Source organism: Mesorhizobium sp. B283B1A, from assembly GCF_020165735.1.
In the GTDB taxonomy this organism is placed as follows: domain Bacteria; phylum Pseudomonadota; class Alphaproteobacteria; order Rhizobiales; family Rhizobiaceae; genus Mesorhizobium; species Mesorhizobium opportunistum.
Genome location: NZ_JAIUIQ010000003.1, coordinates 225,684 through 248,301, shown reverse-complemented (window position 1 = coordinate 248,301; position 22,618 = coordinate 225,684). Strand labels below are relative to the sequence as shown.

Genomic DNA, 22,618 nt, shown 5'->3' with positions numbered 1-22,618 from the left:
AATGCCAGGCAAAAAGAAGCCTCTCGTGGTCATCACGCGAAAGCTGCCCGACCCGGTCGAGACCCGCATGCGCGAACTGTTCGACGCGAGGCTGAATGTCGAGGACCGGCCGATGACGCAGCCGGAACTTGTTGCCGCGGTCAAGGAAGCCGACGTTCTGGTGCCGACCGTGACCGACCAGATCGACGCCGCACTGATCGCCCAGGCCGGCGACAACCTCAAACTGATCGCCAATTTCGGCAATGGCGTCGACAAGATCGACGTGGCGGCGGCGGCCAAGAAGGGCATCACCGTCACCAACACGCCCAACGTACTCACCGAAGATACCGCCGACATGACCATGGCGCTGATGCTGGCGGTGCCGCGCCGGCTGGCGGAAGGCGCCAACGTGCTGACCGGCGACAAGAAATGGGCCGGCTGGTCGCCGACCTGGATGCTTGGCCGCCGCATCTGGGGCAAACGGCTGGGCATTGTCGGCATGGGCCGCATCGGCACGGCCGTAGCGAGGCGGGCCAAGGCTTTCGGCCTTTCCATCCACTATCACAACCGCCATCGCGTGCTGCCGGCGGTCGAGGACGGGCTGGAGGCGACCTATTGGGAGAGCCTCGACCAGATGCTGGCCCGTATGGACATCATCTCGGTCAATTGCCCGTCGACGCCAGCCACCTTCCATCTCCTGTCGGCGCGGCGGCTGGCCTTGCTGCAGCCGACGGCCTATATCGTCAACACCGCGCGCGGCGACATCATCGACGAGGAAGCGCTGGTCAAGCTGATCCAAGACGGCAAGATCGCCGGCGCCGGCCTCGACGTCTACGAGCACGAGCCGGCGCTCAATGGCAAGCTGCTCAAGCTTGCCGCCAGGAACAAGGTCGTGCTGTTGCCGCATATGGGTTCGGCGACGCTGGAGGGCCGTATCGACATGGGCGAGAAGGTCATCATCAACATCCGGGCCTTCGTCGACGGCCATAGACCGCCGGATCGCGTGCTGCCGCTCAGGACGTAGTCAAGTCGCGTTTCATCATCAGCCATTCGCGCGGCCCGCTCCTGCCGCCATAGGCAACCCAGGGAAGTCTGTCGGCAACGGCAAACCCCAGCCTTTCGTAGACGGAAATGGCCGGCAGGTTTGTGTCCTCGACGACCAGGCACAGGCCTTTTGCCCCAGCAACGCCAGCCAGTTCGCCCGCTCGCGAAAGTAAGCCGGTGGCAAGTCCTCTGCCACGGAACTCGGAATAGACGGCAACCGCAAGGACTGACCAGTAGCCGGCGAGCCTGGTTTCCAGCGTAACGAGCGGCATCAGCGCCGGTGACACCTCGATGGCATGATCTTGATTGTGCGAAAGCATCTCTCCGACCAAGCCGCCGGCGATGGTGCCATCGACTTCGACAAGATGCGCCTTGGAAAAATGATACGGCGAACCGGCGTCTGCGGATGCCGCGCGCCGGGCCGCTTCAAGGACCGCATGGTCGTCCCCGCTGCTGTTCATCCAGCTCTCGAGATCGATGCCATGTCCGGCAATATCCACGATCGCGGCGACGTGTAACGCATCGTTCCTTTGTGCCGGACGGATGTGCGCGCTCATGAAACACTCTTTCGCATGGTGATCGAGGTCGGCCTGCTGTAGCCCTCATGCGCCGTCCGTTCGGTCTCGCGAAAGCCGAGGCGGGCAAAGGCGGTGTGATTTGCGGTGAGCTCGATCCGCGTCTGAAGCTCCAGCGCCGTCTTGCCGCGGTCGAGCGCAAGAATTTCGACCGCCCGCATCAGCTGCCGGCCGATGCCTTGTCCTTGGCAGTCCGGCTCGACGGCGAGCTTGCCGACATAGAAGTCGTCAATCCTTTCGATGGCAAAGACGCAGCCGACGATCCTGTCGCCGTCGAGAGCCACGAAACCGGTTTCCATGCGGGCCTTGTCGCGCAGGGAATCGACAGTGAGCCGGTGAGCCGATGACGGCGGATCGATGACGCCGTCCATGAAGGCAAAGGCGCGCATGATGAGTGCGAGCACGTCATCCCAGCGGTCGAAGTCGGCCGGGATTCGGGTAATCGAGGGCGCCGTGGTCCGCGCCAAGGTCAATTTCTCTTGTAGCGGATCGTTTCGAAGCGCGCGGCGAGCGCATCGTAGAGCAGCAGCCGACCGATGAGCGGCTCGCCGATGCCGGTGATCAGCTTGATCGCCTCCATTGCCTGCAACGTGCCGACGACGCCGGTCAGCGCGCCAAGCACTCCGGCTTCGGCGCAGGACGGCACCAGGCCCGGCGGCGGGGCTTCCGGGAACAGATCGCGATAGCCGGGGTTCGGCTTGCCGTCCTTGCCGTCCTCGAAAGGCTTTAGCACGGTCACCGAGCCGTCGAAACGACCGACGGCGGCATGGACAAGCGGCTTGCGCCCGCTCGCGCAGGCGTCGGCCACCACGTAGCGGGTCTCGAAATTGTCGGAACCGTCGACAACCATGTCATAGCGAGCGACCAGGGCGGGGGCGTTGTCCGCGGTCAGCCGGAATGTGTGCGTCTCGACAGCGGTGCTAGGATTGATGCGGGCGATTGCGGCCTCGGCGCTATGGGTTTTCAGCACGCCGACCGTATCGGTGCCGTGAATGACCTGTCGTTGCAGATTGGACAGCGAGACGGTGTCGTCGTCGACGATGCCGAGCGTACCGACGCCGGCTGCCGCGAGATATTCGAGCACCGGCGCGCCCAGCCCGCCGGCACCGATCACCAGCACCCGTGCTTGCTTCAGCTTCTGCTGGCCCGCGCCGCCGACCTCCGGCAGTACGATGTGGCGGGCATAGCGTTCGATCTCGTCGGCGGTGAGCGCATTGGTCATATCAGGACCATATAGTGGCCGGAAAATCTTGACGACATCCATGCAATAAGAATCTAGACGGTTGGCCCAACCATGCCGTGGTCGACCGTCAGGAACTGCGCGCGGCCCTGCAGGCTGGAAAACAGCGCCGCATCGGTTCCCGTCATGAAAGCCTGGCAGTTCAACTCCTCGAGGATCGAAAACAGCGCCGCCCGCCGTCCGCCGTCGAGATGTGCTGCGATCTCGTCGAGCAGCAGGATCGGCGTCATCCCGGACATCTCGCCGGTCAGCCGCGCGTGCGACAGAACGATGCCGACCAGCAATGCCTTCTGCTCGCCGGTCGAGCAGAGCTCGGCCGGCATCGCCTTGGGGCGATGCCGGACCAAGAGATCCGAACGGTGCGGGCCCTCGAGCGTGCGCCCGGCGGCGCGGTCGCGGTCACGGCCATCGGCAAGCGCCCGCCGGAACCGCTCCTCGACATCGACCGCCGGCGTGCCGGCGATCTCGGCTTCCAGATCGCCTGCGAGGCCGATATCGGCCTGCGGGAACGGCCCGCTGTCGGGCAGCCTGTCGATCATGGCCGCCAACAGGCGCACCAGCTCGGCGCGTGCCGCGGCGATGGCGACCCCGGTCTCGGCCATCTGTATCTCGATCGCCTCGAACCAGCGGTCGTCCCGCGAATTTTCGGTAAGCAGGCGGTTACGGCCCCGCATCGCCTTCTCGTAATCGAGGGCGCGCTGGCCATGGCCGGGATCGATCGCCAGCACCAATCTGTCGAGAAAGCGCCGGCGATCCGCGGCCGGCCCGGTGAACAATGCATCCATGGCCGGCGTCAGCCACACGACGCGCAGCCATTCCAGCATGTCCTCGGCCGACCGCGCGGTGGCGCCGTTGATACGCACCCGCCTGCCGCCCTCGCTGTCACCGCCCGAAATGCCGGTGCCGATCTCGACCTGGCCGTCGGGTCCGTCGAGCCTTGCGTGCAGTGCAAAGCCGCCGTCCCCGCCCGCGCGCGCGACATCGGCGTAGGGAGCGCGGCGCAGGCCACGCCCGGGCGTCAGAAAGGAAATCGCTTCGAGGAGATTGGTCTTGCCGGCACCGTTGTCGCCGGAAAAGACCACCGCGCCTGGCGTGAGATCGATCGCCAGCGCCGCATAGTTGCGGAAATTAGTAAGTGTAAGCTTACTTATATGGGTTTGTCCTGGCAACCGCTATCCGCCTATAGAAGTCGCCGCAACATAGCTTTCGTTGCCGGCCGTGCGCGAGGCAGCCGCAGCGCGGGCTATACCCGCATCGGCATCAGCACGTAAAGCGCGGTCTCGTCGGCCATGTCGTGGATCAACGTCGGCGAACCGGCATCGGCCAGCATGAATTTCGCTTCCGTGCCGGTCAGCTGCGCGGCGACATCGAGCAGATACTTGGCATTGAAGCCGATCTCGATCGGATCCGACGAGTAGTCCGCCGCCAGTTCTTCCGTGGCACTGCCTGAATCCGGGTTGTTGACCGCGAGCGTCACCTGGCCTTCGCTGATCGAAAGCTTCACCGCGCGGCCGCGTTCGGAGGAAATGGTCGAGACGCGGTCGACCGCGGCGGCAAAGCTCTGGCGGTCGAGGATCAGCTTCTTGTCGTTGCCGGTCGGAATGACCCGCTGATAATCTGGGAAGGTGCCGTCGATCAGCTTCGAGGTCAGGACGACGCTGCCGATGGTGAAGCGGATCTTGGTGTCCGACAGTTCGGTGGTCACGGCGACATCCGGGTCGTCGACCAGCTTCTGCAGCTCGCTCACCGTCTTGCGCGGAATGATGATGCCCGGCATGCCCTCGGAGCCAGCCGGCGCGTCGATCTCGGCGCGCGCCAGGCGGTGGCCGTCGGTTGCCACCGAGCGCAGCTTCAGCTTGCCGCCGACCTCATGCGTGTGCAGGTAGATGCCGTTGAGATAGTAGCGCGTCTCCTCGGTGGAAATGGCGAACTGGGTCTTCTCGATCAGGCCCTTCAGGGCAACCGAATCGAGGCGGAAGATATGCGAGAAGGATCCGGCAGATAGCTCGGGAAAATCGGATTGCGGCAGGCACTGCAGGCGGAAGCTCGAGCGGCCGGACGTCACCGTCATGGCGTTGCCGTCCTCATCCGTCTTCAGCATCACCTCCGCGCCGTCGGAAAGCTTGCGCACGATATCGTAGAGCAGGTGCGCGGGAACCGTCGTCGCCCCGCCGCGCTCGACCTTGGCCGGCGTCGCTTCCGTCACCTCCAGGTCAAGGTCGGTGGCCTTCATTTCGAGGCTTGCGCCTTCGGCGCTGAGCAGCACGTTGGACAGGATCGGTATGGTGTTGCGCCGTTCGACCACGCGGTGGACGTGGTTGAGCGACTTCAGGAGATTGGACCGTTCCAGGATAACACGCATGACGAAACAGGCTCGCTTGAAAGGATGAGCGGGTCTCCGGCTGGCGGCGCCCCGCGAAAGGTCTGAACAGGCTCAGAATCTGCGTAAACTGACAGGAAAAAGCCAGCAAACGCAAGCCCGCGCGACCGGTTCGGGCCGGCCGTGCGGCCTTTCTGGGGATAAAGGGTACGAAGACCGCCAGCCGCTGGGCAGAATCGGGAATTCGGATCGTCCCCAGGCAATGCCGCGCGCCCGTTCCGGACCCATGGCATTGCAAGCAAGTCATTGAATTCCAGCGCGGTTCTGGCTTGCCTGTCCCGGATCGGTCAGGCCTGGTCGTTGATCAGGCGCCGCAGCAGCTCGAGTTCCTGCGCCAGCGTGTTGTCATTGCCGGACAGATCCTCGATCTTGCGCACGGCGTGCAGCACCGTGGTGTGGTCGCGGCCGCCGAAACGCCGTCCGATTTCGGGCAGTGAACGCGGCGTCATCACCTTTGACAGGTACATGGCGACCTGCCGCGGTTTGACGATGGTGCGCGTGCGCCGGTTGGACAGCAATTCGGTCTTCGACACGTTGTAGTGGCGCGCCACGATGCGCTGGATGTCCTCGATCCGGACCCGCTTCGGTTCGCCGGTGCGATAGATGTGGCCGAGGATCTCGTCGATGCGGTCGATGGTGATCTGCGGCTCGAACGACTGACGGAACAGCAGCTGATTGAAGGCGCCTTCCAGTTCGCGGCCGCTGCCGGTCACGGTGCGGGCGACGTGGTTGAGGATTTCCTCCGAGATATCGAGCGATGCGTCGTCGACCCTGGCGGTGGCCAGGCGCAGTTTGAGCATGCCGAGGCGCATGGCGAAATCTGGCGCCGACATTTCGAGCGCGACGCCGCCGTTGAGACGCGAGCGCACCCGCGGTTCGAGCGATTCCAGTTCCGACGGCGGCCGGTCGGCGGCAACGACCACTTGCTTGGCGCTGTCGAGCAGCATGTTGATCAGATGGCAGAATTCGTGCTGGATCGACTTGCCCTGCAGGAACTGCATGTCGTCGATGATCAAGAGATCGATGTCGCGCAGCTGTTCTTTGAGCGTCAGTGCATTGTTGTCACGGATCGCGGTGGCAAAGCGCCACATGAAATACTCGGCCGTCAAATAGACGACGCGTGATTTGGGGTTCTGCTTCAGGGATTCCGCGGCGATTGCTTGCAGCAGATGGGTTTTGCCGAGCCCGACGGTCGCGTGCAGGAAAAGCGGATTGAAGCGCACCGCGCTCGACTGCGATTCCGCCACGGCCTTGGCGGCGGCGAAGGCCACCCGGTTCGACGGCCCCTCGATGAACGAGCCGAACGTGTAGCGCGGATCAAGCGGCGATCCCAACACATTGTGGCGGAACTCGCTCTCGATCGCGGCGCCGGGGCGCGGCACCGGCGACCGCTCGATCCTGCCAGGGCTCACGGTGCCGGCGGCCAGCGCCGTCTGCGTCTGCCGCGTCATCTTGCGCACTGGCGCCAGTTCCGGCTCGGCATGGCTGCGCCCCTGGCGGGTGGCCGTGCGCACGATGATTTCGATCTTGAGGAGATCGGCATCTTCCTGCTTCCACAGTTCGGAGATCAGGTCGAGATAATGGCCGTTGATCCAGGAGCGCAGGAACGCGGTGGGCACCGAGATGCGGACAATGCCCTTGGAGGCCTCCGCGACCTTCATGCGGCCGAACCAGCTCGAATAGACCTCGGCTCCCAGACGCGCCTTCAACTGGGCCTTGACCCGGTCGAACTTCTGTTCCGCGTCGCTGGAGACCGCCATGCCGTTTGCTCCAATCAAAGTTCCAGGAAATGGAAGGTCGCCCGTAAGCTCCCTTTCGACGCCGCTCTGCATGATCGAGTTCCTTGTCTTTTTGTACCTGTTTTCCGCCGGGAATGCGCCTCCTGCATCCGTGATCCGGCGACCTAAGTCTTTGCTACGATGCCCGCTGCCGCCGCCGGCAGATGAACGTCGCCCATTACCGGGGGGAACCGGTGCCGGCCCTTGGAAGCCAGTCCGCGTTGGGTATGTCAGGGCAATACAACACCGCCCGGCGAAAAGAGCGCCGGCGCGCCGTCTACCTGCCATGTCTTGTTACGCCAGTCCCCTACCGTATCAAAAAAAGACAAACCAAACCCGTTCGCGGACTTGATCCGCGTTGCAAATCCCGCCAATTTGCGCTGGCCGATTCGGGCTGGGTTAAGGGCCAATGGCCCGTCCCTTTTTGATGAACCGACATTACCGAAATCGCTGTGGATAGGGCAAGGCCACCTCTAACGGATTTTTAAGGAATCTGGTTAGCACCGGCAGGTTGGTGCTCTATGGCGTAGTGGTATATTTTGACAAAGCCATTGTGATTCAAACCCTTTTCCGGCGAATATGAAAAAGCCGGGCCGGCTCGAAATTTTCTGAAATAATTCTCTTGACAGCCAGTTGTCCTCCCGTCGCCCCGACGCGCTGTGGACAAGTTGTGGATGACCATCACTAACTGGTTGAAAAATAAGGGCTATTTCTGAGGGGTGAGAATTTTTTAGGCGACGCTTTTCAAGCATGTCGACCTTCAACGGGCATGCATGTGCCGGCAAAACACTTTGAACCGTGCAATCCGTTCTTGACGCTGCTTGCGGGCATTCTTTTTAAGTACTTGCCGGCAAACGAAAAAACCCGGCGCGATCGGCCGGGTTCGAAGAAGATCAGCCTTGGAAGGCGATGTCAGGCCGACAGCACCTTGAGGCGCTGAGCCAGACGCGACACTTTGCGCGACGCGGTGTTCTTGTGGATGATGCCCTTGGTCGCGGCACGCATCAATTCAGGCTCGGCGGCCTTGAAAGCGGCCTGCGCGGCAGCCTTGTCGCCGGAGGCGAGTGCCTCCTCGACCTGGCGGACGTAGGTGCGGACGCGCGAGCGGCGGTTCTTGTTGATCTCCGCACGGCGGGCGATCTTGCGCGTTGCCTTTTTGGCCGAGGATGTGTTGGCCATGATGCCTCTCTTCTGATCTGGTCGGCGCACGCGGCATGCCGCAGGGCGCAAAAAACAAACGGGCAGCCACGGGGCCGCCTCGGTTGGTGCGGCTTATAGTTCAGCTTTTCCGGCGCGTCAACGCTGCCTGGCGTTCTTTTTGGCTGATGCCGGGGTTTCGGTCGCGGCCGGCGACGCTCTACCGGTTGGTGAAATTCGGCTTCCGCTTTTCGGCGAAGGCCGCCATGCCTTCCTTCTGGTCATCGAGCGCGAAAAGCGAGTGGAACAGGCGGCGTTCGAACCGCAATCCCTCCGCCAATGTCGTCTCGTAGGCGCGGTTGACGGCTTCCTTCGCCATCATCACCGACGGCAAGGAGAAATCGGCGATCTTGGCCGCCGCCTTGACGGCCTCCTCGACAAGCTCGCCGGCCGGCACCACCCGCGACACCAGGCCGGAGCGCTCGGCTTCCGCCGCGTCCATCATTCGTCCGGTCAGGCACATGTCCATGGCCTTCGACTTTCCGACGAACCGGGTCAGTCGTTGCGATCCGCCCATGCCGGGAATGACGCCAAGCGTGATTTCGGGCTGGCCGAATTTGGCCGTATCGGCGGCGATGATGAAATCGCACATCATCGCCAGTTCGCACCCGCCTCCCAGGGCATAGCCGGCCACCGCCGCGATGACAGGTTTTCTGACACGCGTGAACTCCTCCCAACCCGCGAAGAAGTCCTGGCTGTAGGCGTCCACATAGGAGATGGCCTGCATCTCCTTGATGTCGGCACCGGCGGCAAAGGCCTTGTCGGAACCGGTAACGACCATGGCGCCGATGCCGGGATCGGCGCCGAATGCGTTCACCGCCGCGACGAGTTCGGCGAGGATCTGGGAATTCAGCGCGTTGAGCGCCTTTGGCCGGTTCAGCGTGATCAGCCCGACCTTGCCGCGCGTCTCGGTGATGATCGTTTCATAGGCCATGGCTGCGCTCCTCGCTTGATCCGGTCTAACTCAGCTCTGACACGTCCGGCAATAGAAGGTCGAGCGCCCGCTCTGGACGACGCGTTCGACGTGGCCGCCGCAGCCGGGTTTCGCGCAAGGCTCACCCTCCCGGTCGTAGACGGCGAAGGAATGCTGGAAGTAGCCCAGCGATCCGTCCGCGTGCATATAGTCGCGCAGCGAAGATCCGCCAGCGGCGATGGCATCCGATATGACCGAGCGGATCGCCTCGGCGAGGCGTTCGCTCTGTTCCCTGGCCTTCTTGCCCGGTCTGGCGATGGTGCCTGTTTCGCGCAGCGGCGACAGGCCGGCGCGCCACAATGCTTCCGACACATAAATATTGCCAAGCCCCGCGATCAGCCTCTGGTCGAGAAGCGCTGCCTTCAGAGGCGATCTGCGGCCCTTCAGCAACGAGGCGAGCAGCACGCCGTCCAGCGCGTTGCCCGTGGGCTCGACGCCCAGCCCGGCCAGTATCGGATGCGTCTCCGGCGATCCTTCCGCAAACAGCATGAAGCCGAAGCGGCGCGGATCGTTGAAGATCACGCGCGACCGGGCACCGGCCGCGGAGGCGACATGGAACACGACATGGTCGTGCACCGCGCTCTTCGACCGTTCGTGTTGGAACGTACCCAATGTCTCGTTGTCGTCGGCCTCGTTGTCGTCATCGGCCTCGATGCGAAAGGAGCCCGACATGCCGAGATGGCAGATCAGCACCGGACCGTCCTGGACGTGCATGGTCAGATATTTGGCGCGGCGGCCGAGCGCGGTGATCGTCCTGCCGGTCAGCCGCTCCGAAAACCGTTCGGGAAAGGGAAACCGCAAATCCGGTCGTCGCGTCTCGACACGGATAAGGCGGGCGCCTTCCATAACCGGCTGCAACCCGCGCCGGACCGTTTCGACTTCGGGCAATTCAGGCATGGCCGCCAATCACTGGGCCACCAATCACTGGATAGAAAGAAGTGCCGTGACGGCCGTGCGCCAGTTCGAGATGTTCGGCCACGGTCTCGCCGATATCGGCGAATGTCGCACGCAGCCCGATGTCGCCACCCCCGAGGTCCGGCCCGATGCCGATTATCGGGATACGCTCACGCGTATGATCGGTTCCGCGCCAGGTCGGATCGTTGCCGTGATCGGCCGTCAGGATCAGCAGGTCGCCCTGCCTCAGCCTGGAGAATGCCTCCGGCAGCCGCCGGTCGAAGGCCTCGAGCGCGGCGGCATAGCCCGCCACATCGCGGCGATGGCCGAATTCGGTGTCGAAATCGACGAAATTGGCGAAAACGAGATCGCCGGTGCCGGCGTCGTCCATCGCGCCCAACGCCTTGTCGAACATGGCCATGTTGCCGGCGGCCTTGCGCACTTCCGAAATCCCGCGATGGGCGAAGATGTCGCCGATCTTGCCGACGGCGATGACGCGGCTTCCCCGCGCCGTCAGGCGGTCGAGCAAGGTCGGCTCCGGCGGTGGCACGGCGTAGTCGTGGCGGTTATACGTTCGCGTGAAGGTGGCGGCGGTTTCGCCGACGAAAGGCCGCGCGATCACGCGTCCGATCCTCAATGGATCAACCAGCCGCCGCACCACCTGACAGAATTCATAAAGCCGCTCCAGGCCGAAATGAACCTCATGCGCGGCGACCTGCAGGACAGAATCGACGGATGTGTAGCAGATCGGCTTGCCGGTGCGGATATGCTCATCGCCGAACCGTTCGATGATCACGGTGCCGGGCGCATGACAATTGCCGAGAATGCCTGGAACCTTGCCCTCCCGGATGATCGCCTCGGTCAGTTCCGCCGGAAACGCGGGAACCGTGTCGGGGAAGTAACCCCAGTCGAAGCGCACCGGCAGGCCCGCCATCTCCCAGTGGCCGGAAGGCGTGTCCTTGCCGCTCGAAACCTCTTGCGCCGCACCGTGGAAGGCATTGGCGAGCAGATCCGTCCCGAAATGGGCAAAGCCCAATCCCGTCGCCGTCTCGGCCGACTTGCCAAGCCCGAGCGATGCCATGTTGGGGACAAACAGCGGACCTTGACGAAGCCCCTCGCGGTCCGCGCGCCCTTCCGCGCAGGCTTCGGCAATGTGGGCGAGGGTATTGGCGCCGGCATCGCCATAACGTTCGGCGTCGGCCGCGCCGCCGATGCCGAAGGAATCCAGGACAAAGAGGAAAGCACGCGCCATCGGGTCATTGTTGCCAGTGTGAACGACCAGACATAGGGTTCCACGGTGGTATTGGCAATTCGGAAACCAAACGGCGACGCGGCGGGCATGGGCATGGATCGATTGGAACCCAGGGCGGTCTTGTCATGAAGGCGACGCCCAAGGCATTGGCTGCGCTTATGCTCGTGCATGGTGCGTTCTGGTGCGGGCCGGCGCAGGCCGACTGGCGCGACGATATCGGCACATTCCGCATCGGCGTCGTCGCCGAACCTGGCGCCGGCAACACCGTTCCCGGGCTGGCGCAGTTGACGCAAGCCTTCACCAATGCGCTCGGCATGAAGGTGGAGTTCGTCGTCGCACGCGATTATGCCGCCCTGATCGAGGCGCAGGCCAACGCCCGGATCGAATACGCCATCTATTCGGCGACCGCCTACGCCACGGCGCTGCAGCGTTGCGGATGCGTCGAGCCGCTTGTGGCTCCGGTCGATTCCGACGGTGCGGCCGGCATCCGTTCGGTGCTGCTCACCAGGGACGGCAAGCTATCAGGCCTGGCGGCGATCGGGACCCACCGGATCGCCATGCCGCCATCGGACAGCGTCGGTGGCTCACTGTTGCCGTTGGCGGGGTTGGCCGCCGAACACGTCAAGATCGCCGAAGATTCACCGTTTCTGATCCATGCCGTGACGGCGTCGGCGGCGGAGGCCATGCTCTTCGATGGCACGGCCGACGCCTTGTTCGGCTGGGTAAGGGCTGCGGCCGACGGCCAGCCGCTGCTATCGGGCGGCACGCAGGCAAGGCTCGAAGCGGCCGGTCTTTCGCCATCGGCTTTCCAGATCGTCTGGACGTCGGGGGTGCTCAGATACGGTCCGCACGCCGTACGCAGCGATCTCGACCCGGAAGCCAAGCGCCGGCTGACCGTGTTCCTCACCAACCTCAAGTCGACGACACCGGATGTCTACGATCTCCTAGAATCGAAACATTCCGGTGGGTTTTTGACCGTGGCCCCAAAGGATTACGCGATGGCGGAAGCCATCGTGCGCTTTGTGTCAACCGATGGCGGGCAGCAGTAAGGCCTCAGCAATCGCCGCAGGGGATCGTCAGGCTTCTGCGGGGACGCAGATAGTAGGTTTCGCCCATCGGTATGGTGGTGCTGAGGGATTGGGTCAATCCGAGCTTTTGTTGGGTGTCCGGCTGCCAGTTGATAATCGGCGAATAGCTCAGATTGCTCTGAACGCGGATGAGGAAGGTGCCGGCGACCTTGAGCGTTGTCGGAACCGTGGTGGTCGCGGGCAGGGTGGTGGCGATGCTGGAGACGCCATTGACCAGCTTGCGCGACCACACCACGTTCACCTTGGGGGGCGTATCGGTGGTGACCTGTATTGCCGTGATGATAATGCTCGGCGTTGACCGGTTATAGGGCTGAATGGTCGAGGTGCCGATCTTCATGATGGCATCGAGGTCCGCCGCGACGATGGTCGGCTGCTGCGTAACCAGGTCGGCGACCATGCTGCCGATACGGCTGACCTTCTTGCTGGTCTCGATAGCCTGCGAAGCCTCCATGGTCATGAAGTACATGACCAGCAGGATAGGCAGGATGAGAGCGAACTCGACCGCGGCGACGCCACGGCGATTGGACAAGAACCCGACGGCCTTGCCGCGGATCCCTGCGATTTCCGGATGTGCCCCCGCACGCATCATGCCCTTGCCTTTTTTCTTGTGGTGTTTGCGAACTCAATTGTCGAACGGCTCGTTCTGCCAGGTCACTGACGCGAAGTGCAATGTCCTGCCACCGCTCAGATTGGCCATCGACTTGGCCATCAGATCGGTCATCACAGGCCATTTGTAGAAGACCCGCAGCATGTTCCTCGATTCCGCGAGGCCAGGCGTGGTCGCGAAGGCCTGTGAGTTGGTGCCCTGCATCAGCACGACATCGCCGTTCTGGATCTTGAAGCTCGCCGAGGCCGCGTCGGCGAAAGTCGGATATTCGCGAAGATCCGCAAGCAACTGATTGGGGCAATCCGTGGAGACGATGATCTCCAGCCTGTCGCAGATCAGGGTCGTCAATTTGCCTCCCGCGACATCGGCCGGCCTCAACTGGCCCGTGCGCAACTGGCGCGCGACATCGTCGGTGATGTTGGCCATCACTTCCTGGCCGGCAAACGAGATGCAGCTTTCAAGGATAGCGAAGACGAGGAGGGCGAACGGCATTGCCAGCAGCGCGAACTCCAGGGCCGTGCTGCCGCGCCGGTCGTGGAAGAAGCGCCTGAAGAAGCTGGAGCGCTCCACCTTGCGCTGACCTTTCGATGTGAATTCCTTGCCCATGCCCTGTTTCCTGCCACCCCTGGACGGTTCTGACAGGTGTTATTAGCGCAAACCAATTGAGGCCCGGTTTGAATGATCGCTAAAGTCGACGCACGCGTCTTAACCAGGCGGTAACCCGGATAGCGGGCGGGCGCCGCCTATTTGCTGCCGCCGCCCATCTCTGCTTCGGAGGATTTTTCCGCCTCGCTCTTGTACGAGCTTTCACAGTAGGGCGTGCAGGACATGGTCTGCACTTCGGCGCGCCGATAAATGCGCACCGAGGAGGCTGCCTGCCGCACGACTGTAACCTGCGCGTCGACGATCGGGCTGCCCTCCTGGTCGAGAACAACGAGATTGGTGACGCCGAAACCCTTGCCGGTGAGCACGATCGTCGAGGCGTCCTGGACCGAGGCATCGGCGATTGACGGGTTGCCGACGACGATCGTGTCGGCGGGGCGCGACAGCTTCACGATCTTGGCCTGATTCATGGTGACCTCGATGCCGGTGCCGGCCCTGGCAGGCACGACGAGGCACGTTGCTGCAAGAAGCGCGGCAATCAGGATTGAGAATCTCGGCTCGGCCATCGGGGCGCTCCACGCAAGCAACTTGTTCAACAGAACATGAACGAGATTGGTGAACCAACGGTTAAGTCCGCCTACCCGGCATCGGAAGTCGCGATCGACGGGGTGTCCGGCACGGCTGGATCTCAGCTCGGTCGCGAGCGTTCCCCGCCCTTGCCCTTTGCGGCATTGGCCCGGAAAATGGTATTTTAGCGATCGCTTAGTATGGGGTTAACCACGCAATATGTTCGAGCCGGGAAAGGAATCGGTAAGGCTGTTTATTAAGCCGATCGAAAGAGCTTCTCCCTAGATTGGCAGCATCCGATCAACCATCACAGAAGTTGACGGAAGTGCTGTAACACGTGGAGTAGGAGCTCTCGAATGTCTAACCTTTTTGCACGTTTCGTGAAGGACGAATCCGGCGCGACCGCTATCGAATATGGTCTGATCGCCGCTCTCATCGCGCTCGCCATCATCACCGGCGCCGGCGCGCTCGGCAATGCAATCAACGCCAAGTTCACCACGATCGGAACCACCCTGAACTCCAGCGGCGCCTGATCCGCTGTATTGCTGGGTATCCAGATTGCGTACTGGAAAGGGGCTGCCGCGTGGCGGCCCTTTTTCTATATCCTAGCCAACACAGCCGTCTTTCATTCCGGGTCTCATCAATCGTTAATCGAACATGCCTAGATTGAACCCGGTGGAATTCGCACAATAGGCATAGCGCCGATGCTTGAAGCCCTGATCTTCGTCGTCTTTCCGTTCTGCATGCTGTTCGCGGCGATCTCCGACATGCTGTCGATGACGATTGCCAACCGCGTGTCGGTGCTGCTCGTTGTCGTCTTCGCACTGGTTGCGCCGCTGACGGGCATGGAATGGGCAACATACGGTTGGCATTTTGCCGCCGGCGCGCTGATCCTGGCCGTGACGTTCGGCCTGTTCGCGATGGGTGGCATGGGCGGAGGCGATGCCAAGCTGCTGGCCGCCACGGCCGTGTGGATGGGGCTCAACGTGCATCTCGTCGAGTACCTTGTTGTCTCGACGTTCATCGGCGGGCTGCTGACGCTCGCCATCGTGCTTTATCGCAAGTCGCCGCTGGCGGTTATTACCGGCCGCAATCCATTCCTGCGTCATTTCGCCGAAGAGTCGGCCGGTGTTCCCTACGGGATCGCTCTCGGCCTGGGTGGGCTGCTGACCTATCCGGAGTCGCCCTTGATGGTCTGGGCGCTGGCAAGGCTGGCGAGCTGAGTTCAATCCTAATTTCTTTTTCTGATTTGTGTCGTTGGGCTTGGCCTTAAAGAGGGTCTGGCCGGCAGCATTGCTGGGCCGCGGCCCGATCCGTCTAATTTATGTAAACCTTAAATTAATCACGATCGTAAGCATTACATTAACCTTGTTTTGACGATTGCCGCTGCAAAGTCCGCCTTGGCTACGTGGTTTGCCAAGGGCGAGGGTTCGGACAGATGCCAGCATCCCGATTGATTATCTTAAGCGTGGCGGTGGCCGCGGCGGGTGGTGCTGGCTACGTCGCGAAGAACATGGTCGCCCCGCCACCCGCCCAGATCGTCGTCGATTCCGGCCCCCAGGCTCCCGCGGTGGCTCTGCAGGACGTGCTTGTGCTTTCAGGCGATGTCGCGATGGGTAACCAGCTCGAGAACAACATCGCCTGGCAGCCCTGGCCAGCCGACGGCATCAACCCGAACTTCATCACCAAGGCCACGGCTCCCGACGCGCTGGAGAAACTGAAGGGGTCGATAGCCCGTGTGGGAATGTACGCGGGCGAACCTGTGCGGCGTTCCAAGCTGATCGGCGAGGGGCAAAGCTTCATGTCGTCGATCCTGCCTTCCGGGATGCGGGCGGTCGCCACGACCATATCGGCCGACACGTCGGCCGGCGGCTTCATCCTTCCCAATGATTTTGTCGACGTCATCATGACCCGCAGGGCGGACGCCAACAGCGGCAGCACCGGCTTCAACACCGAAACCATCCTCAAGAACATCCGCGTTCTGGCAATCGACCAGACCATCCAGGAGGACGAAGAAGGCAAGAAGACCAGGGTGGGCCAGACCGCCACGCTGGAGCTCACACCCAAGCAGGCGGAGATCATCACCGTCGCCCAGCAGATGGCGGATCGCCTGACACTGGCGCTGAGGGCGATCACGGACACCCAGGAAAAGAATGTGGACGAGGCCGACTATCTCGTTTCCGGCAATGGCCGCAAGGGAACGGTGAGACTGATCAAGTCGGGCGAAGTTTCCGAAGTAGGGGCAAGGAAATGAGGCTAAGCGGTAAACTGCCAGCGATCGTGGCCGCGGCATTCGGCCTCCTGCTCGTCGGGACGAATGTGCAGGGCGTTGTCGAGGCCAAGAGTACGCAGGTGACGGCCACCACGGCCTCCCAGCGTGTCAAGCTTGGCCTCAACAAGTCGGTGGTCATAGACCTGCCGAGCGATGCCTACGACATTCTCGTCGCCAACCCGGCCGTTGCCGATGCTGTGACCCGCACCGCAAGGCGTATCTACCTGTTCGGCAAGGCGGTCGGCGAGACCAACATCTTCGTCTTCGGTCCGAACGGCGAACAGATCGCCAGCCTGGATCTGGCCGTCGAACGCGACGTCGCCGGCTTGGAGGACTACATCAAGCGCTTTATTCCGACCTCGGATATCAAGGTGGAACTGCTGAACGACAACGTCGTTCTGACCGGAATGGTCGATACGCCTCTGGACGCGAAACGGGCGGTTGATCTGGCGACCATCTTCGTCTCGGGCGGTGAAGCGACGACGGGACAATATTCGCAGACCGCGGCCGGCGGCTCTGCCCAGAGCGGTGTCGACATCAACAACCCCGACCAGGAACGCCGCACCAGTAAGATCGTCAACCTCCTGCAGATCATCGGTGACGATCAGGTGACGCTGAAGGTGACGGTCGCCGAAGTCAGCCGCACCGTGATGAAGCAGCTCGGCGTCAACATGATCGGCAGCGGTGGCAGCAACGGCATCAGCTACGGCGCGATCAGCGACAACTTCACCGGCCTTGGCAAGCAACTGTCGAATTCGGGCTTCAATATCGGCGCCTCTGGACTTCGGGCCTATATCAACGCCATGGAGGAGTCGGGGGTCATGAAGACCCTGGCCGAGCCAACCTTGACCGCCGTATCCGGCGAGAAGGCGACCTTCAAGGTCGGCGGCGAATACAATATGGTGACGGGCGTCTCCGCGAACGTGTCCACCGACAACCAGACCGGTCTGAAGACCTATTCGGTCGACAAGATCGAGTACGGCATCGGCCTGGAATTCCAGCCGGTGGTTTTGTCGCCCGGACGCATCAGCCTGAAAGTCAGAACCTCCGTCTCCGAGCCGACAACCGAAGGATCCGCGTCACTGTCCGAGGGCGTGACGAGTGCCGGCATGAATGCCCTGTCGTTGCGCAAGCGCCTTGCCGATACGACGGTTGAACTGCCCTCGGGCGGCTCCATGATGATCGCCGGCCTGGTTCGCGACGATGTCAGGCAAGCCGTCAATGGGTTGCCTGGACTGACAAAGATCCCGGTGCTCGGCACGCTCTTCCGCAGCCGGGATTTCGTGCGCAACGAAAGTGAGCTGGTGATCATCATCACGCCCTATCTGGTGAAGCCGGTGGCGCGCAACGATCTCGCCAAGCCGGACGACAATTTCAACGCTGCCAGCGATGGCGCCGCCATGTTCCTTGGCAAGGTCAATCGCGTCTACGGCACCATGCAGACCGACAAGCCCAACGGCCGGTACCACGGCGTTGTCGGCTACATCTACAAGTGAATGGGGAAGCGGACATGTCTCAGTCAGCGTTGAAGACAAGCATCGCCACGATGCGCCCTGGCCGTTCGCGGATCTGGCTGCTTCCGGTCCTGGCCGTGGCGGCGACGGCTCTGCTCGCCGGTTGCGCCCAGCGCGACAGTGTCACCGTCGGCGCCATTCCAGACGACTATCGCACCAACCATCCCATCGTCATCGCGGAGAAGAACCAGAAGATCGACCTGCCCGTCGGTGCCGGCGATCGCGGCATGACCGGCTCGCAACGCGACACGCTTCTGGGTTTCCTCGACGGCTATGACAAGAGTGCCGCTCCGGCGTTGACCATCCAGATTCCCAGCGGATCGGCCAACGAGGTTGCCGCAAGGGCGGCCGGCCGTGATTTCGCCAGGCTCGCGGTCGCCAGCGGCATCAAGCGCAACCGGATCGCCGTGGTCTCCTATCAGGCTGGGTCGAGCGAGGCATCGGCCCCGGTTCGCGTCTCCTTTATCGCGGTGAGAGCCCAGACCGACAAATGCGGACGCTGGCCCGAAGATCTGGTCGAGTCGTCTGAAAACAAGCACTACGCCGACTTCGGCTGCTCCTATCAGAACAATCTCGCCGCCCAGATGGCCAATCCGGCCGATCTGCTCGGACCGCGCAAGCAGACCACCATCGATGCGGAAAATCGTGGCGCGGTGATCGACGTCTACCGCAGCAGGGGCATTTCGGATGAGTTCCTCGGCAATTCGGAAGTGACCTACTGAGCCGCTCTCGGGAAAGAGAAGTCACGCAAGAACAGGCCACGCAAAGAACAGGCCACGGAAAGAGCATGACCATGAGCAACCTCGCCTATGATGCCACCGTGGACGGCGGCGATACCTCGCCGCAGGACATCGCCGCGATGCAGGCGTTGCGGCCGATACCGCGCATCTCGATCCAGGCATTCTGCGAGACGGAGGGCGTTGCCAATCCGGTCGAGCGGGCTGGCGAGGACCGCCGCATGACCAAGGCGCATCTCAAGGTCCACATGGGCGGCGTTCCCACCGCAATCGAGTTCTATCAATCGGCGCCGACGCCCAATCTGATCCTGCTCGAGTCGCGCAGCGAACCCAAGCAACTGCTGGAGCAACTCGCCCAACTCTCGGAGTACTGCGATCCGTCCTCGAAAGTGGTGGTGATCGGCCACTACAATGATGTCGGCCTCTATCGTGAACTCATCCGCTCCGGCATCTCCGAATATGTCATCGCGCCGGTCTCGATGGCCGACATCGTCAGTGTCGTGTCGTCGATTTTCGTCGATCCGGAGGCTGAACCGCTCGGCCGCTCGGTCGCCTTCATTGGCGCCAAGGGCGGCGTCGGCTCCTCGACGATCGCCCACAATGTAGCCTGGGCGATGTCTTCTCTCTTCAAATCCGAGGTCGTCGTTGCCGATCTCGACCTCGCCTTCGGCACCGCCAACATCAATTTCGACCAGGATCCGGCACAAGGCATCGCAGAAGCGGTGTTTTCGCCCGAGCGCATCGACGAAGTCTATCTCGACCGGCTGCTGACCCAGTGTGCCGAGCACCTGTCGCTGCTCGCGGCGCCTTCGACACTGGAACGCGTCTACGACTTCGATCCGGATGCCTTTGCGCAACTTGTCGATACCGCGCAGCGCAGCGTGCCGCTCCTGGTGCTCGACGTACCCCATGTCTGGACCGGGTGGGCCAAGAACACGCTGGTCAAGGCCGACGAGATCGTCATCACGGCGACGCCGGAGCTGGCCAACCTGCGCAACACCAAAAACCTGGTCGACATGTTGAAGCGGCTTCGTCCCAACGACCCGCCGCCAAAGCTGATCATCAACCAGGCCGGGATCCCCAAGCGGCCGGAGATTTCGCCTTCCGATTTCGCCGAGCCGCTCGGCCTCACGCCGATGTCGGTCATCGGCTTTGATCCGGTCCTGTTCGGCAATGCCGCCAACAACGGGCGTATGCTTGGCGAGATGGATGCCAAGAACCCGGTTGTGGCCACGATCAACGAGATTGCTCATGTGCTGACCGGCCGCAGCGAGATCAAGACGAAAAAGAAGGCTGGCCTGGGCAGTCTGCTCGGCAAGCTCTCGCGCAACAAGAAGTGACGCAGTGGGACCGGTAGTCGATCATGTTTGGTAAACGAGGCAACGACGACGGCAACCGGTTCACGCCGGAATTTCGCCAGCCGGCACCTGCGCCGGCCGCACCGGCAGCCGCGGGTTCGGCTGACACGGCGGTTCTTGCACGGCCGGCGGCAACGCCGCAGCCGAGCGCACCTGTCGCACCGCCGGCTCGCCGCGCGGTAGAGGCGCCTCCCGTCGCGCCGGAGCCCAAGCGTGGCCGCGAAAAGAGCGAAACCTATTACGACACCAAGAGCCAGGTGTTCTCGGCGCTCATCGACACGATCGACCTGTCGCAGCTCGCCAAGCTCGACCCCGAAAGCGCGCGCGAGGAAATCCGCGACATCGTCAACGACATCATCGCGATCAAGAATTTCGCGATGTCGATCGCCGAGCAGGAGGAACTGCTCGAGGACATCTGCAACGACGTGCTTGGCTATGGGCCGCTCGAGCCATTGCTTGCCCGCGACGACATCGCCGATATCATGGTCAACGGCTCCAAGAACGTCTACATCGAAGTCAACGGCAAGGTCGAACAGACCCCGATCCGCTTCCGCGACAACCAGCAGCTTCTCAACATCTGCCAGCGCATCGTCAGCCAGGTCGGCCGCCGTGTCGATGAATCCAGCCCGATCTGCGACGCCCGCCTTCCCGACGGCTCCCGCGTCAACGTCATCGCGCCGCCGCTCGCCATCGATGGCACCGCGCTCACCATCCGCAAGTTCAAGAAGGACAAGCTGACGCTCGATCAGCTGGTCAAGTTCGGCGCCATCTCGCCACAGGGAGCCGAAGTCCTCAAGATCATCAGCCGTGTTCGCTGCAACATCGTCATCTCGGGGGGCACCGGCTCCGGCAAGACCACACTGCTCAACTGCCTGACCAACTACATCGACCGCGAGGAGCGCGTCATCACTTGCGAGGACTCGGCCGAACTGCAACTGCAGCAGCCGCATGTCGTGCGCCTGGAAACCCGTCCGCCCAACCTCGAAGGCGAGGGCGAGGTGACGATGCGCGATCTGGTCAAGAACTGCCTGCGCATGCGGCCCGAGCGCATCATCGTCGGCGAAGTGCGCGGACCCGAGGTGTTCGACCTTCTGCAGGCGATGAACACCGGCCACGACGGCTCGATGGGTACGATCCACTCGAACAGCCCGCGCGAATGCCTGAACCGTATCGAATCCATGATCGCCATGGGCGGTTACTCGCTGCCGCAGAAAACCGTGCGCGAAATCGTCGTCGGCTCCATCGACGTGATCATCCAGGCGGCCCGCCTGCGCGACGGTTCACGTCGCATCACCCACATCACCGAGGTGATCGGGATGGAAGGCGACGTCGTCATCACGCAGGATATCGTCCTCTACAATATCAAGGGCGAGGACGCCAACGGCAGGCTGCTGGGAGAGCACGTGTCGACCGGCATCGGCCGTCCGCATTTCTGGGAACGGGCCCGTTATTACGGCGAGGAGCAGCGCCTCGCCATAGCGCTCGAGGCTATGGAGAAACGCGCTGACTGACGTACCCGCAGGCGTGAAGGTTCTGGCCAATGTTTGGAATTGACGGCACCGTATTGGCGTTTGTCGTGCTCGCCGGCTTCAGCGCCGGCGCGGTCGCCTATGCATTTCTGTTCAACCAGATCAGCAATGAGAGACAGACCGGCAAGCGGCTTGAAACGATCAAGGCCGCGGAGACGGACCGTTCCGTTGTCAAGGCCACGCGCGACCGTGCGACGGACGCGGCCAAGCGCCGCAAATCGGTCCAGGATTCGCTCAAGGAGCTCGACGAGAAGCAGAAATCCAAGGACAGCGCCATCAAGAAGCCGCCGCTGAAGGCACAGCTTCGCCAGGCTGGGATGAAGGTTCCGATCGAGCGTTTCTATATCTATTCCGCCATATGCGGCATAGCGCTGACCGTGATCGCGTTCGTGGCCGGGGCGCCGCTGATCGTCTTGCCCGGCGTGCTGCTCGCCGGTGCGCTCGGCCTGCCGCGCTGGTTCGTTTCATTTCGCCGCAGCCGGCGCGTCAAAGCATTCCTCAACGAATTTCCAAACGCGCTCGACATCATCGTGCGCGCGGTCAAGTCCGGCCTGCCGCTGAACGATGCCGTGCGACTGATCGCCAACGAAGCCCCCGAGCCGGTGAAGACCGAGTTTCGCCGCATCGTCGATTCGCAGCAGATGGGCCTGTCGATCCCCGACGCGACCTTGCGCATGCCCGAAACCATGCCATGCACCGAGGCGAGCTTCTTCGGCATCGTCATCCAGATCCAGTCGCAGGCCGGTGGCAATCTCTCCGAGGCGCTGGGCAATCTTTCGCGGGTGCTTCGTGATCGCAAGAAAATGAAGGCCAAGGTCCAGGCGCTGTCGATGGAGGCAAAGGCGTCGGCCGCCATCATCGGCGCGCTGCCTTTCATCGTCGCGTTTCTCGTCTACCTGTCGAGCCCGACCTACCTGATGCCGCTGTTCAACACCAGCGTTGGAAATCTCATCCTCGGCTGTTCGGCAGTCTGGATGTCAATCGGCATCCTGGTGATGCGCAAGATGATGAACTTCGAGGTCTAGGATCGC

23 protein-coding genes are annotated in these 22,618 nt (G+C 62.6%); 10 read left to right on the top strand and 13 right to left on the bottom strand.

From position 1 onward, the window contains the following. The first annotated feature begins 1 nt into the window (after position 1). On the top strand, positions 2-1,003 hold the full coding sequence (locus LB577_RS03750; protein WP_023766963.1) for a 2-hydroxyacid dehydrogenase: 1,002 nt from the start codon (positions 2-4) through the stop codon (positions 1,001-1,003). On the opposite strand, the gene LB577_RS03745 is transcribed toward LB577_RS03750, so the two are convergent. From LB577_RS03745 to LB577_RS03700, 10 genes are all read right to left on the bottom strand, one after another. Further along, on the bottom strand, positions 993-1,580 hold the full coding sequence (locus LB577_RS03745; RefSeq protein ID WP_023766962.1) for a GNAT family N-acetyltransferase: 588 nt from the start codon (positions 1,578-1,580) through the stop codon (positions 993-995). The two genes, LB577_RS03750 and LB577_RS03745, sit on opposite strands and share 11 nt — an antisense overlap. Beyond that, entirely contained in the window at positions 1,577-2,065 is a 489-nt protein-coding gene (locus tag LB577_RS03740; RefSeq protein WP_224685600.1) for a GNAT family N-acetyltransferase, read from the bottom strand. Before LB577_RS03740 ends, LB577_RS03745 begins: the two co-directional genes overlap by 4 nt. Positions 2,066-2,067: 2 nt before the next feature. Further along, entirely contained in the window at positions 2,068-2,820 is a 753-nt protein-coding gene (locus LB577_RS03735) for a molybdopterin-synthase adenylyltransferase MoeB (RefSeq protein WP_224685612.1), read from the bottom strand. A 53-nt stretch (positions 2,821-2,873) separates the two neighbouring features. Beyond that, the gene (gene recF, locus LB577_RS03730) at positions 2,874-4,007 is read right to left on the bottom strand and encodes a DNA replication/repair protein RecF (RefSeq protein WP_224685599.1); all 1,134 of its coding nucleotides are present in this window, start codon (positions 4,005-4,007) and stop codon (positions 2,874-2,876) included. A 74-nt stretch (positions 4,008-4,081) separates the two neighbouring features. Beyond that, positions 4,082-5,200 (bottom strand): DNA polymerase III subunit beta, encoded by a 1,119-nt coding sequence (dnaN, locus tag LB577_RS03725; RefSeq protein ID WP_010913340.1) that lies wholly within the window; start codon positions 5,198-5,200, stop codon positions 4,082-4,084. 305 nt (positions 5,201-5,505) lie between these two features. Further along, a complete protein-coding gene (dnaA, locus tag LB577_RS03720) occupies positions 5,506-7,050 on the bottom strand; it encodes a chromosomal replication initiator protein DnaA (protein ID WP_013891250.1) in 1,545 nt (514 codons plus the stop codon). Positions 7,051-7,908: 858 nt separating this feature from the next. After that, positions 7,909-8,175 (bottom strand): 30S ribosomal protein S20, encoded by a 267-nt coding sequence (gene rpsT / locus LB577_RS03715; protein ID WP_013897320.1) that lies wholly within the window; start codon positions 8,173-8,175, stop codon positions 7,909-7,911. A 178-nt stretch (positions 8,176-8,353) separates the two neighbouring features. After that, the gene (locus LB577_RS03710) at positions 8,354-9,127 is read right to left on the bottom strand and encodes an enoyl-CoA hydratase (RefSeq protein WP_224685598.1); all 774 of its coding nucleotides are present in this window, start codon (positions 9,125-9,127) and stop codon (positions 8,354-8,356) included. Positions 9,128-9,157: 30 nt separating this feature from the next. Then, positions 9,158-10,063, bottom strand: coding sequence for a bifunctional DNA-formamidopyrimidine glycosylase/DNA-(apurinic or apyrimidinic site) lyase (gene mutM, locus LB577_RS03705; protein ID WP_224685597.1), 906 nt, complete (start codon positions 10,061-10,063; stop codon positions 9,158-9,160). After that, positions 10,056-11,312, bottom strand: coding sequence for a phosphopentomutase (locus LB577_RS03700; protein ID WP_224685596.1), 1,257 nt, complete (start codon positions 11,310-11,312; stop codon positions 10,056-10,058). Before LB577_RS03700 ends, mutM begins: the two co-directional genes overlap by 8 nt. A gap of 125 nt (positions 11,313-11,437) precedes the next feature. Here LB577_RS03700 and LB577_RS03695 point away from each other — a divergent pair, with 125 nt between their 5' ends. Then, positions 11,438-12,361 carry a phosphate/phosphite/phosphonate ABC transporter substrate-binding protein gene (locus LB577_RS03695; RefSeq protein ID WP_224685595.1) on the top strand — a complete coding sequence of 308 codons (924 nt, stop codon included), beginning with the start codon at positions 11,438-11,440 and terminating at the stop codon, positions 12,359-12,361. A gap of 4 nt (positions 12,362-12,365) precedes the next feature. On the opposite strand, the gene LB577_RS03690 is transcribed toward LB577_RS03695, so the two are convergent. The 3 genes from LB577_RS03690 to LB577_RS03680 form a co-directional block, all read right to left on the bottom strand. Next, entirely contained in the window at positions 12,366-12,989 is a 624-nt protein-coding gene (locus LB577_RS03690; protein WP_023779466.1) for a TadE/TadG family type IV pilus assembly protein, read from the bottom strand. A gap of 33 nt (positions 12,990-13,022) precedes the next feature. Further along, positions 13,023-13,613 carry a TadE/TadG family type IV pilus assembly protein gene (locus LB577_RS03685; RefSeq protein ID WP_013897314.1) on the bottom strand — a complete coding sequence of 197 codons (591 nt, stop codon included), beginning with the start codon at positions 13,611-13,613 and terminating at the stop codon, positions 13,023-13,025. Positions 13,614-13,750: 137 nt separating this feature from the next. Further along, entirely contained in the window at positions 13,751-14,176 is a 426-nt protein-coding gene (locus LB577_RS03680; RefSeq protein WP_013897313.1) for a pilus assembly protein N-terminal domain-containing protein, read from the bottom strand. 357 nt (positions 14,177-14,533) lie between these two features. Between LB577_RS03680 and LB577_RS03675 the strand changes: the two genes are divergently transcribed. The 8 genes from LB577_RS03675 to LB577_RS03640 all read left to right on the top strand — a co-directional run bounded on the left by LB577_RS03675 (position 14,534) and on the right by LB577_RS03640 (position 22,612). Next, a complete protein-coding gene (locus LB577_RS03675) occupies positions 14,534-14,710 on the top strand; it encodes a Flp family type IVb pilin (RefSeq protein WP_013897312.1) in 177 nt (58 codons plus the stop codon). A gap of 171 nt (positions 14,711-14,881) precedes the next feature. Beyond that, positions 14,882-15,400, top strand: coding sequence for a prepilin peptidase (locus LB577_RS03670; protein ID WP_224685594.1), 519 nt, complete (start codon positions 14,882-14,884; stop codon positions 15,398-15,400). A gap of 215 nt (positions 15,401-15,615) precedes the next feature. Further along, complete coding sequence (cpaB, locus tag LB577_RS03665; RefSeq protein WP_031250322.1) at positions 15,616-16,431, top strand: Flp pilus assembly protein CpaB; 816 nt, start codon at positions 15,616-15,618, stop codon at positions 16,429-16,431. After that, complete coding sequence (locus tag LB577_RS03660; RefSeq protein WP_023766947.1) at positions 16,428-17,945, top strand: type II and III secretion system protein family protein; 1,518 nt, start codon at positions 16,428-16,430, stop codon at positions 17,943-17,945. Before cpaB ends, LB577_RS03660 begins: the two co-directional genes overlap by 4 nt. A gap of 14 nt (positions 17,946-17,959) precedes the next feature. Further along, positions 17,960-18,685, top strand: coding sequence for a CpaD family pilus assembly protein (locus LB577_RS03655; RefSeq protein ID WP_031250323.1), 726 nt, complete (start codon positions 17,960-17,962; stop codon positions 18,683-18,685). Between the two features lie 65 nt (positions 18,686-18,750). After that, positions 18,751-20,040: a CpaE family protein gene (locus LB577_RS03650; protein WP_032923236.1), complete on the top strand. Its 1,290-nt coding sequence runs from the start codon at positions 18,751-18,753 to the stop codon at positions 20,038-20,040. Between the two features lie 23 nt (positions 20,041-20,063). Continuing rightward, positions 20,064-21,569: a CpaF family protein gene (locus LB577_RS03645; protein WP_224685593.1), complete on the top strand. Its 1,506-nt coding sequence runs from the start codon at positions 20,064-20,066 to the stop codon at positions 21,567-21,569. Between the two features lie 29 nt (positions 21,570-21,598). Continuing rightward, a complete protein-coding gene (locus LB577_RS03640) occupies positions 21,599-22,612 on the top strand; it encodes a type II secretion system F family protein (protein WP_023766943.1) in 1,014 nt (337 codons plus the stop codon). Positions 22,613-22,618: the final 6 nt, after the last annotated feature.

Bases quoted from the DNA above. Each gene is read 5' to 3' on its own strand.
- LB577_RS03750 (WP_023766963.1), top strand. From the start codon at position 2: ATGCCAGGCAAAAAGAAGCCTCTCGTGGTCATCACGCGAAAGCTGCCC.
- LB577_RS03745 (WP_023766962.1), bottom strand. From the start codon at position 1,580: ATGAGCGCGCACATCCGTCCGGCACAAAGGAACGATGCGTTACACGTC.
- LB577_RS03735 (WP_224685612.1), bottom strand. From the start codon at position 2,820: ATGACCAATGCGCTCACCGCCGACGAGATCGAACGCTATGCCCGCCAC.
- dnaN (WP_010913340.1), bottom strand. From the start codon at position 5,200: ATGCGTGTTATCCTGGAACGGTCCAATCTCCTGAAGTCGCTCAACCAC.
- dnaA (WP_013891250.1), bottom strand. From the start codon at position 7,050: ATGCAGAGCGGCGTCGAAAGGGAGCTTACGGGCGACCTTCCATTTCCT.
- rpsT (WP_013897320.1), bottom strand. From the start codon at position 8,175: ATGGCCAACACATCCTCGGCCAAAAAGGCAACGCGCAAGATCGCCCGC.
- LB577_RS03710 (WP_224685598.1), bottom strand. From the start codon at position 9,127: ATGGCCTATGAAACGATCATCACCGAGACGCGCGGCAAGGTCGGGCTG.
- mutM (WP_224685597.1), bottom strand. From the start codon at position 10,063: ATGCCTGAATTGCCCGAAGTCGAAACGGTCCGGCGCGGGTTGCAGCCG.
- LB577_RS03700 (WP_224685596.1), bottom strand. From the start codon at position 11,312: ATGGCGCGTGCTTTCCTCTTTGTCCTGGATTCCTTCGGCATCGGCGGC.
- LB577_RS03695 (WP_224685595.1), top strand. From the start codon at position 11,438: ATGAAGGCGACGCCCAAGGCATTGGCTGCGCTTATGCTCGTGCATGGT.
- LB577_RS03690 (WP_023779466.1), bottom strand. From the start codon at position 12,989: ATGATGCGTGCGGGGGCACATCCGGAAATCGCAGGGATCCGCGGCAAG.
- LB577_RS03685 (WP_013897314.1), bottom strand. From the start codon at position 13,613: ATGGGCAAGGAATTCACATCGAAAGGTCAGCGCAAGGTGGAGCGCTCC.
- LB577_RS03680 (WP_013897313.1), bottom strand. From the start codon at position 14,176: ATGGCCGAGCCGAGATTCTCAATCCTGATTGCCGCGCTTCTTGCAGCA.
- LB577_RS03675 (WP_013897312.1), top strand. From the start codon at position 14,534: ATGTCTAACCTTTTTGCACGTTTCGTGAAGGACGAATCCGGCGCGACC.
- LB577_RS03670 (WP_224685594.1), top strand. From the start codon at position 14,882: ATGCTTGAAGCCCTGATCTTCGTCGTCTTTCCGTTCTGCATGCTGTTC.
- cpaB (WP_031250322.1), top strand. From the start codon at position 15,616: ATGCCAGCATCCCGATTGATTATCTTAAGCGTGGCGGTGGCCGCGGCG.
- LB577_RS03660 (WP_023766947.1), top strand. From the start codon at position 16,428: ATGAGGCTAAGCGGTAAACTGCCAGCGATCGTGGCCGCGGCATTCGGC.
- LB577_RS03655 (WP_031250323.1), top strand. From the start codon at position 17,960: ATGTCTCAGTCAGCGTTGAAGACAAGCATCGCCACGATGCGCCCTGGC.
- LB577_RS03650 (WP_032923236.1), top strand. From the start codon at position 18,751: ATGACCATGAGCAACCTCGCCTATGATGCCACCGTGGACGGCGGCGAT.
- LB577_RS03645 (WP_224685593.1), top strand. From the start codon at position 20,064: ATGTTTGGTAAACGAGGCAACGACGACGGCAACCGGTTCACGCCGGAA.
- LB577_RS03640 (WP_023766943.1), top strand. From the start codon at position 21,599: ATGTTTGGAATTGACGGCACCGTATTGGCGTTTGTCGTGCTCGCCGGC.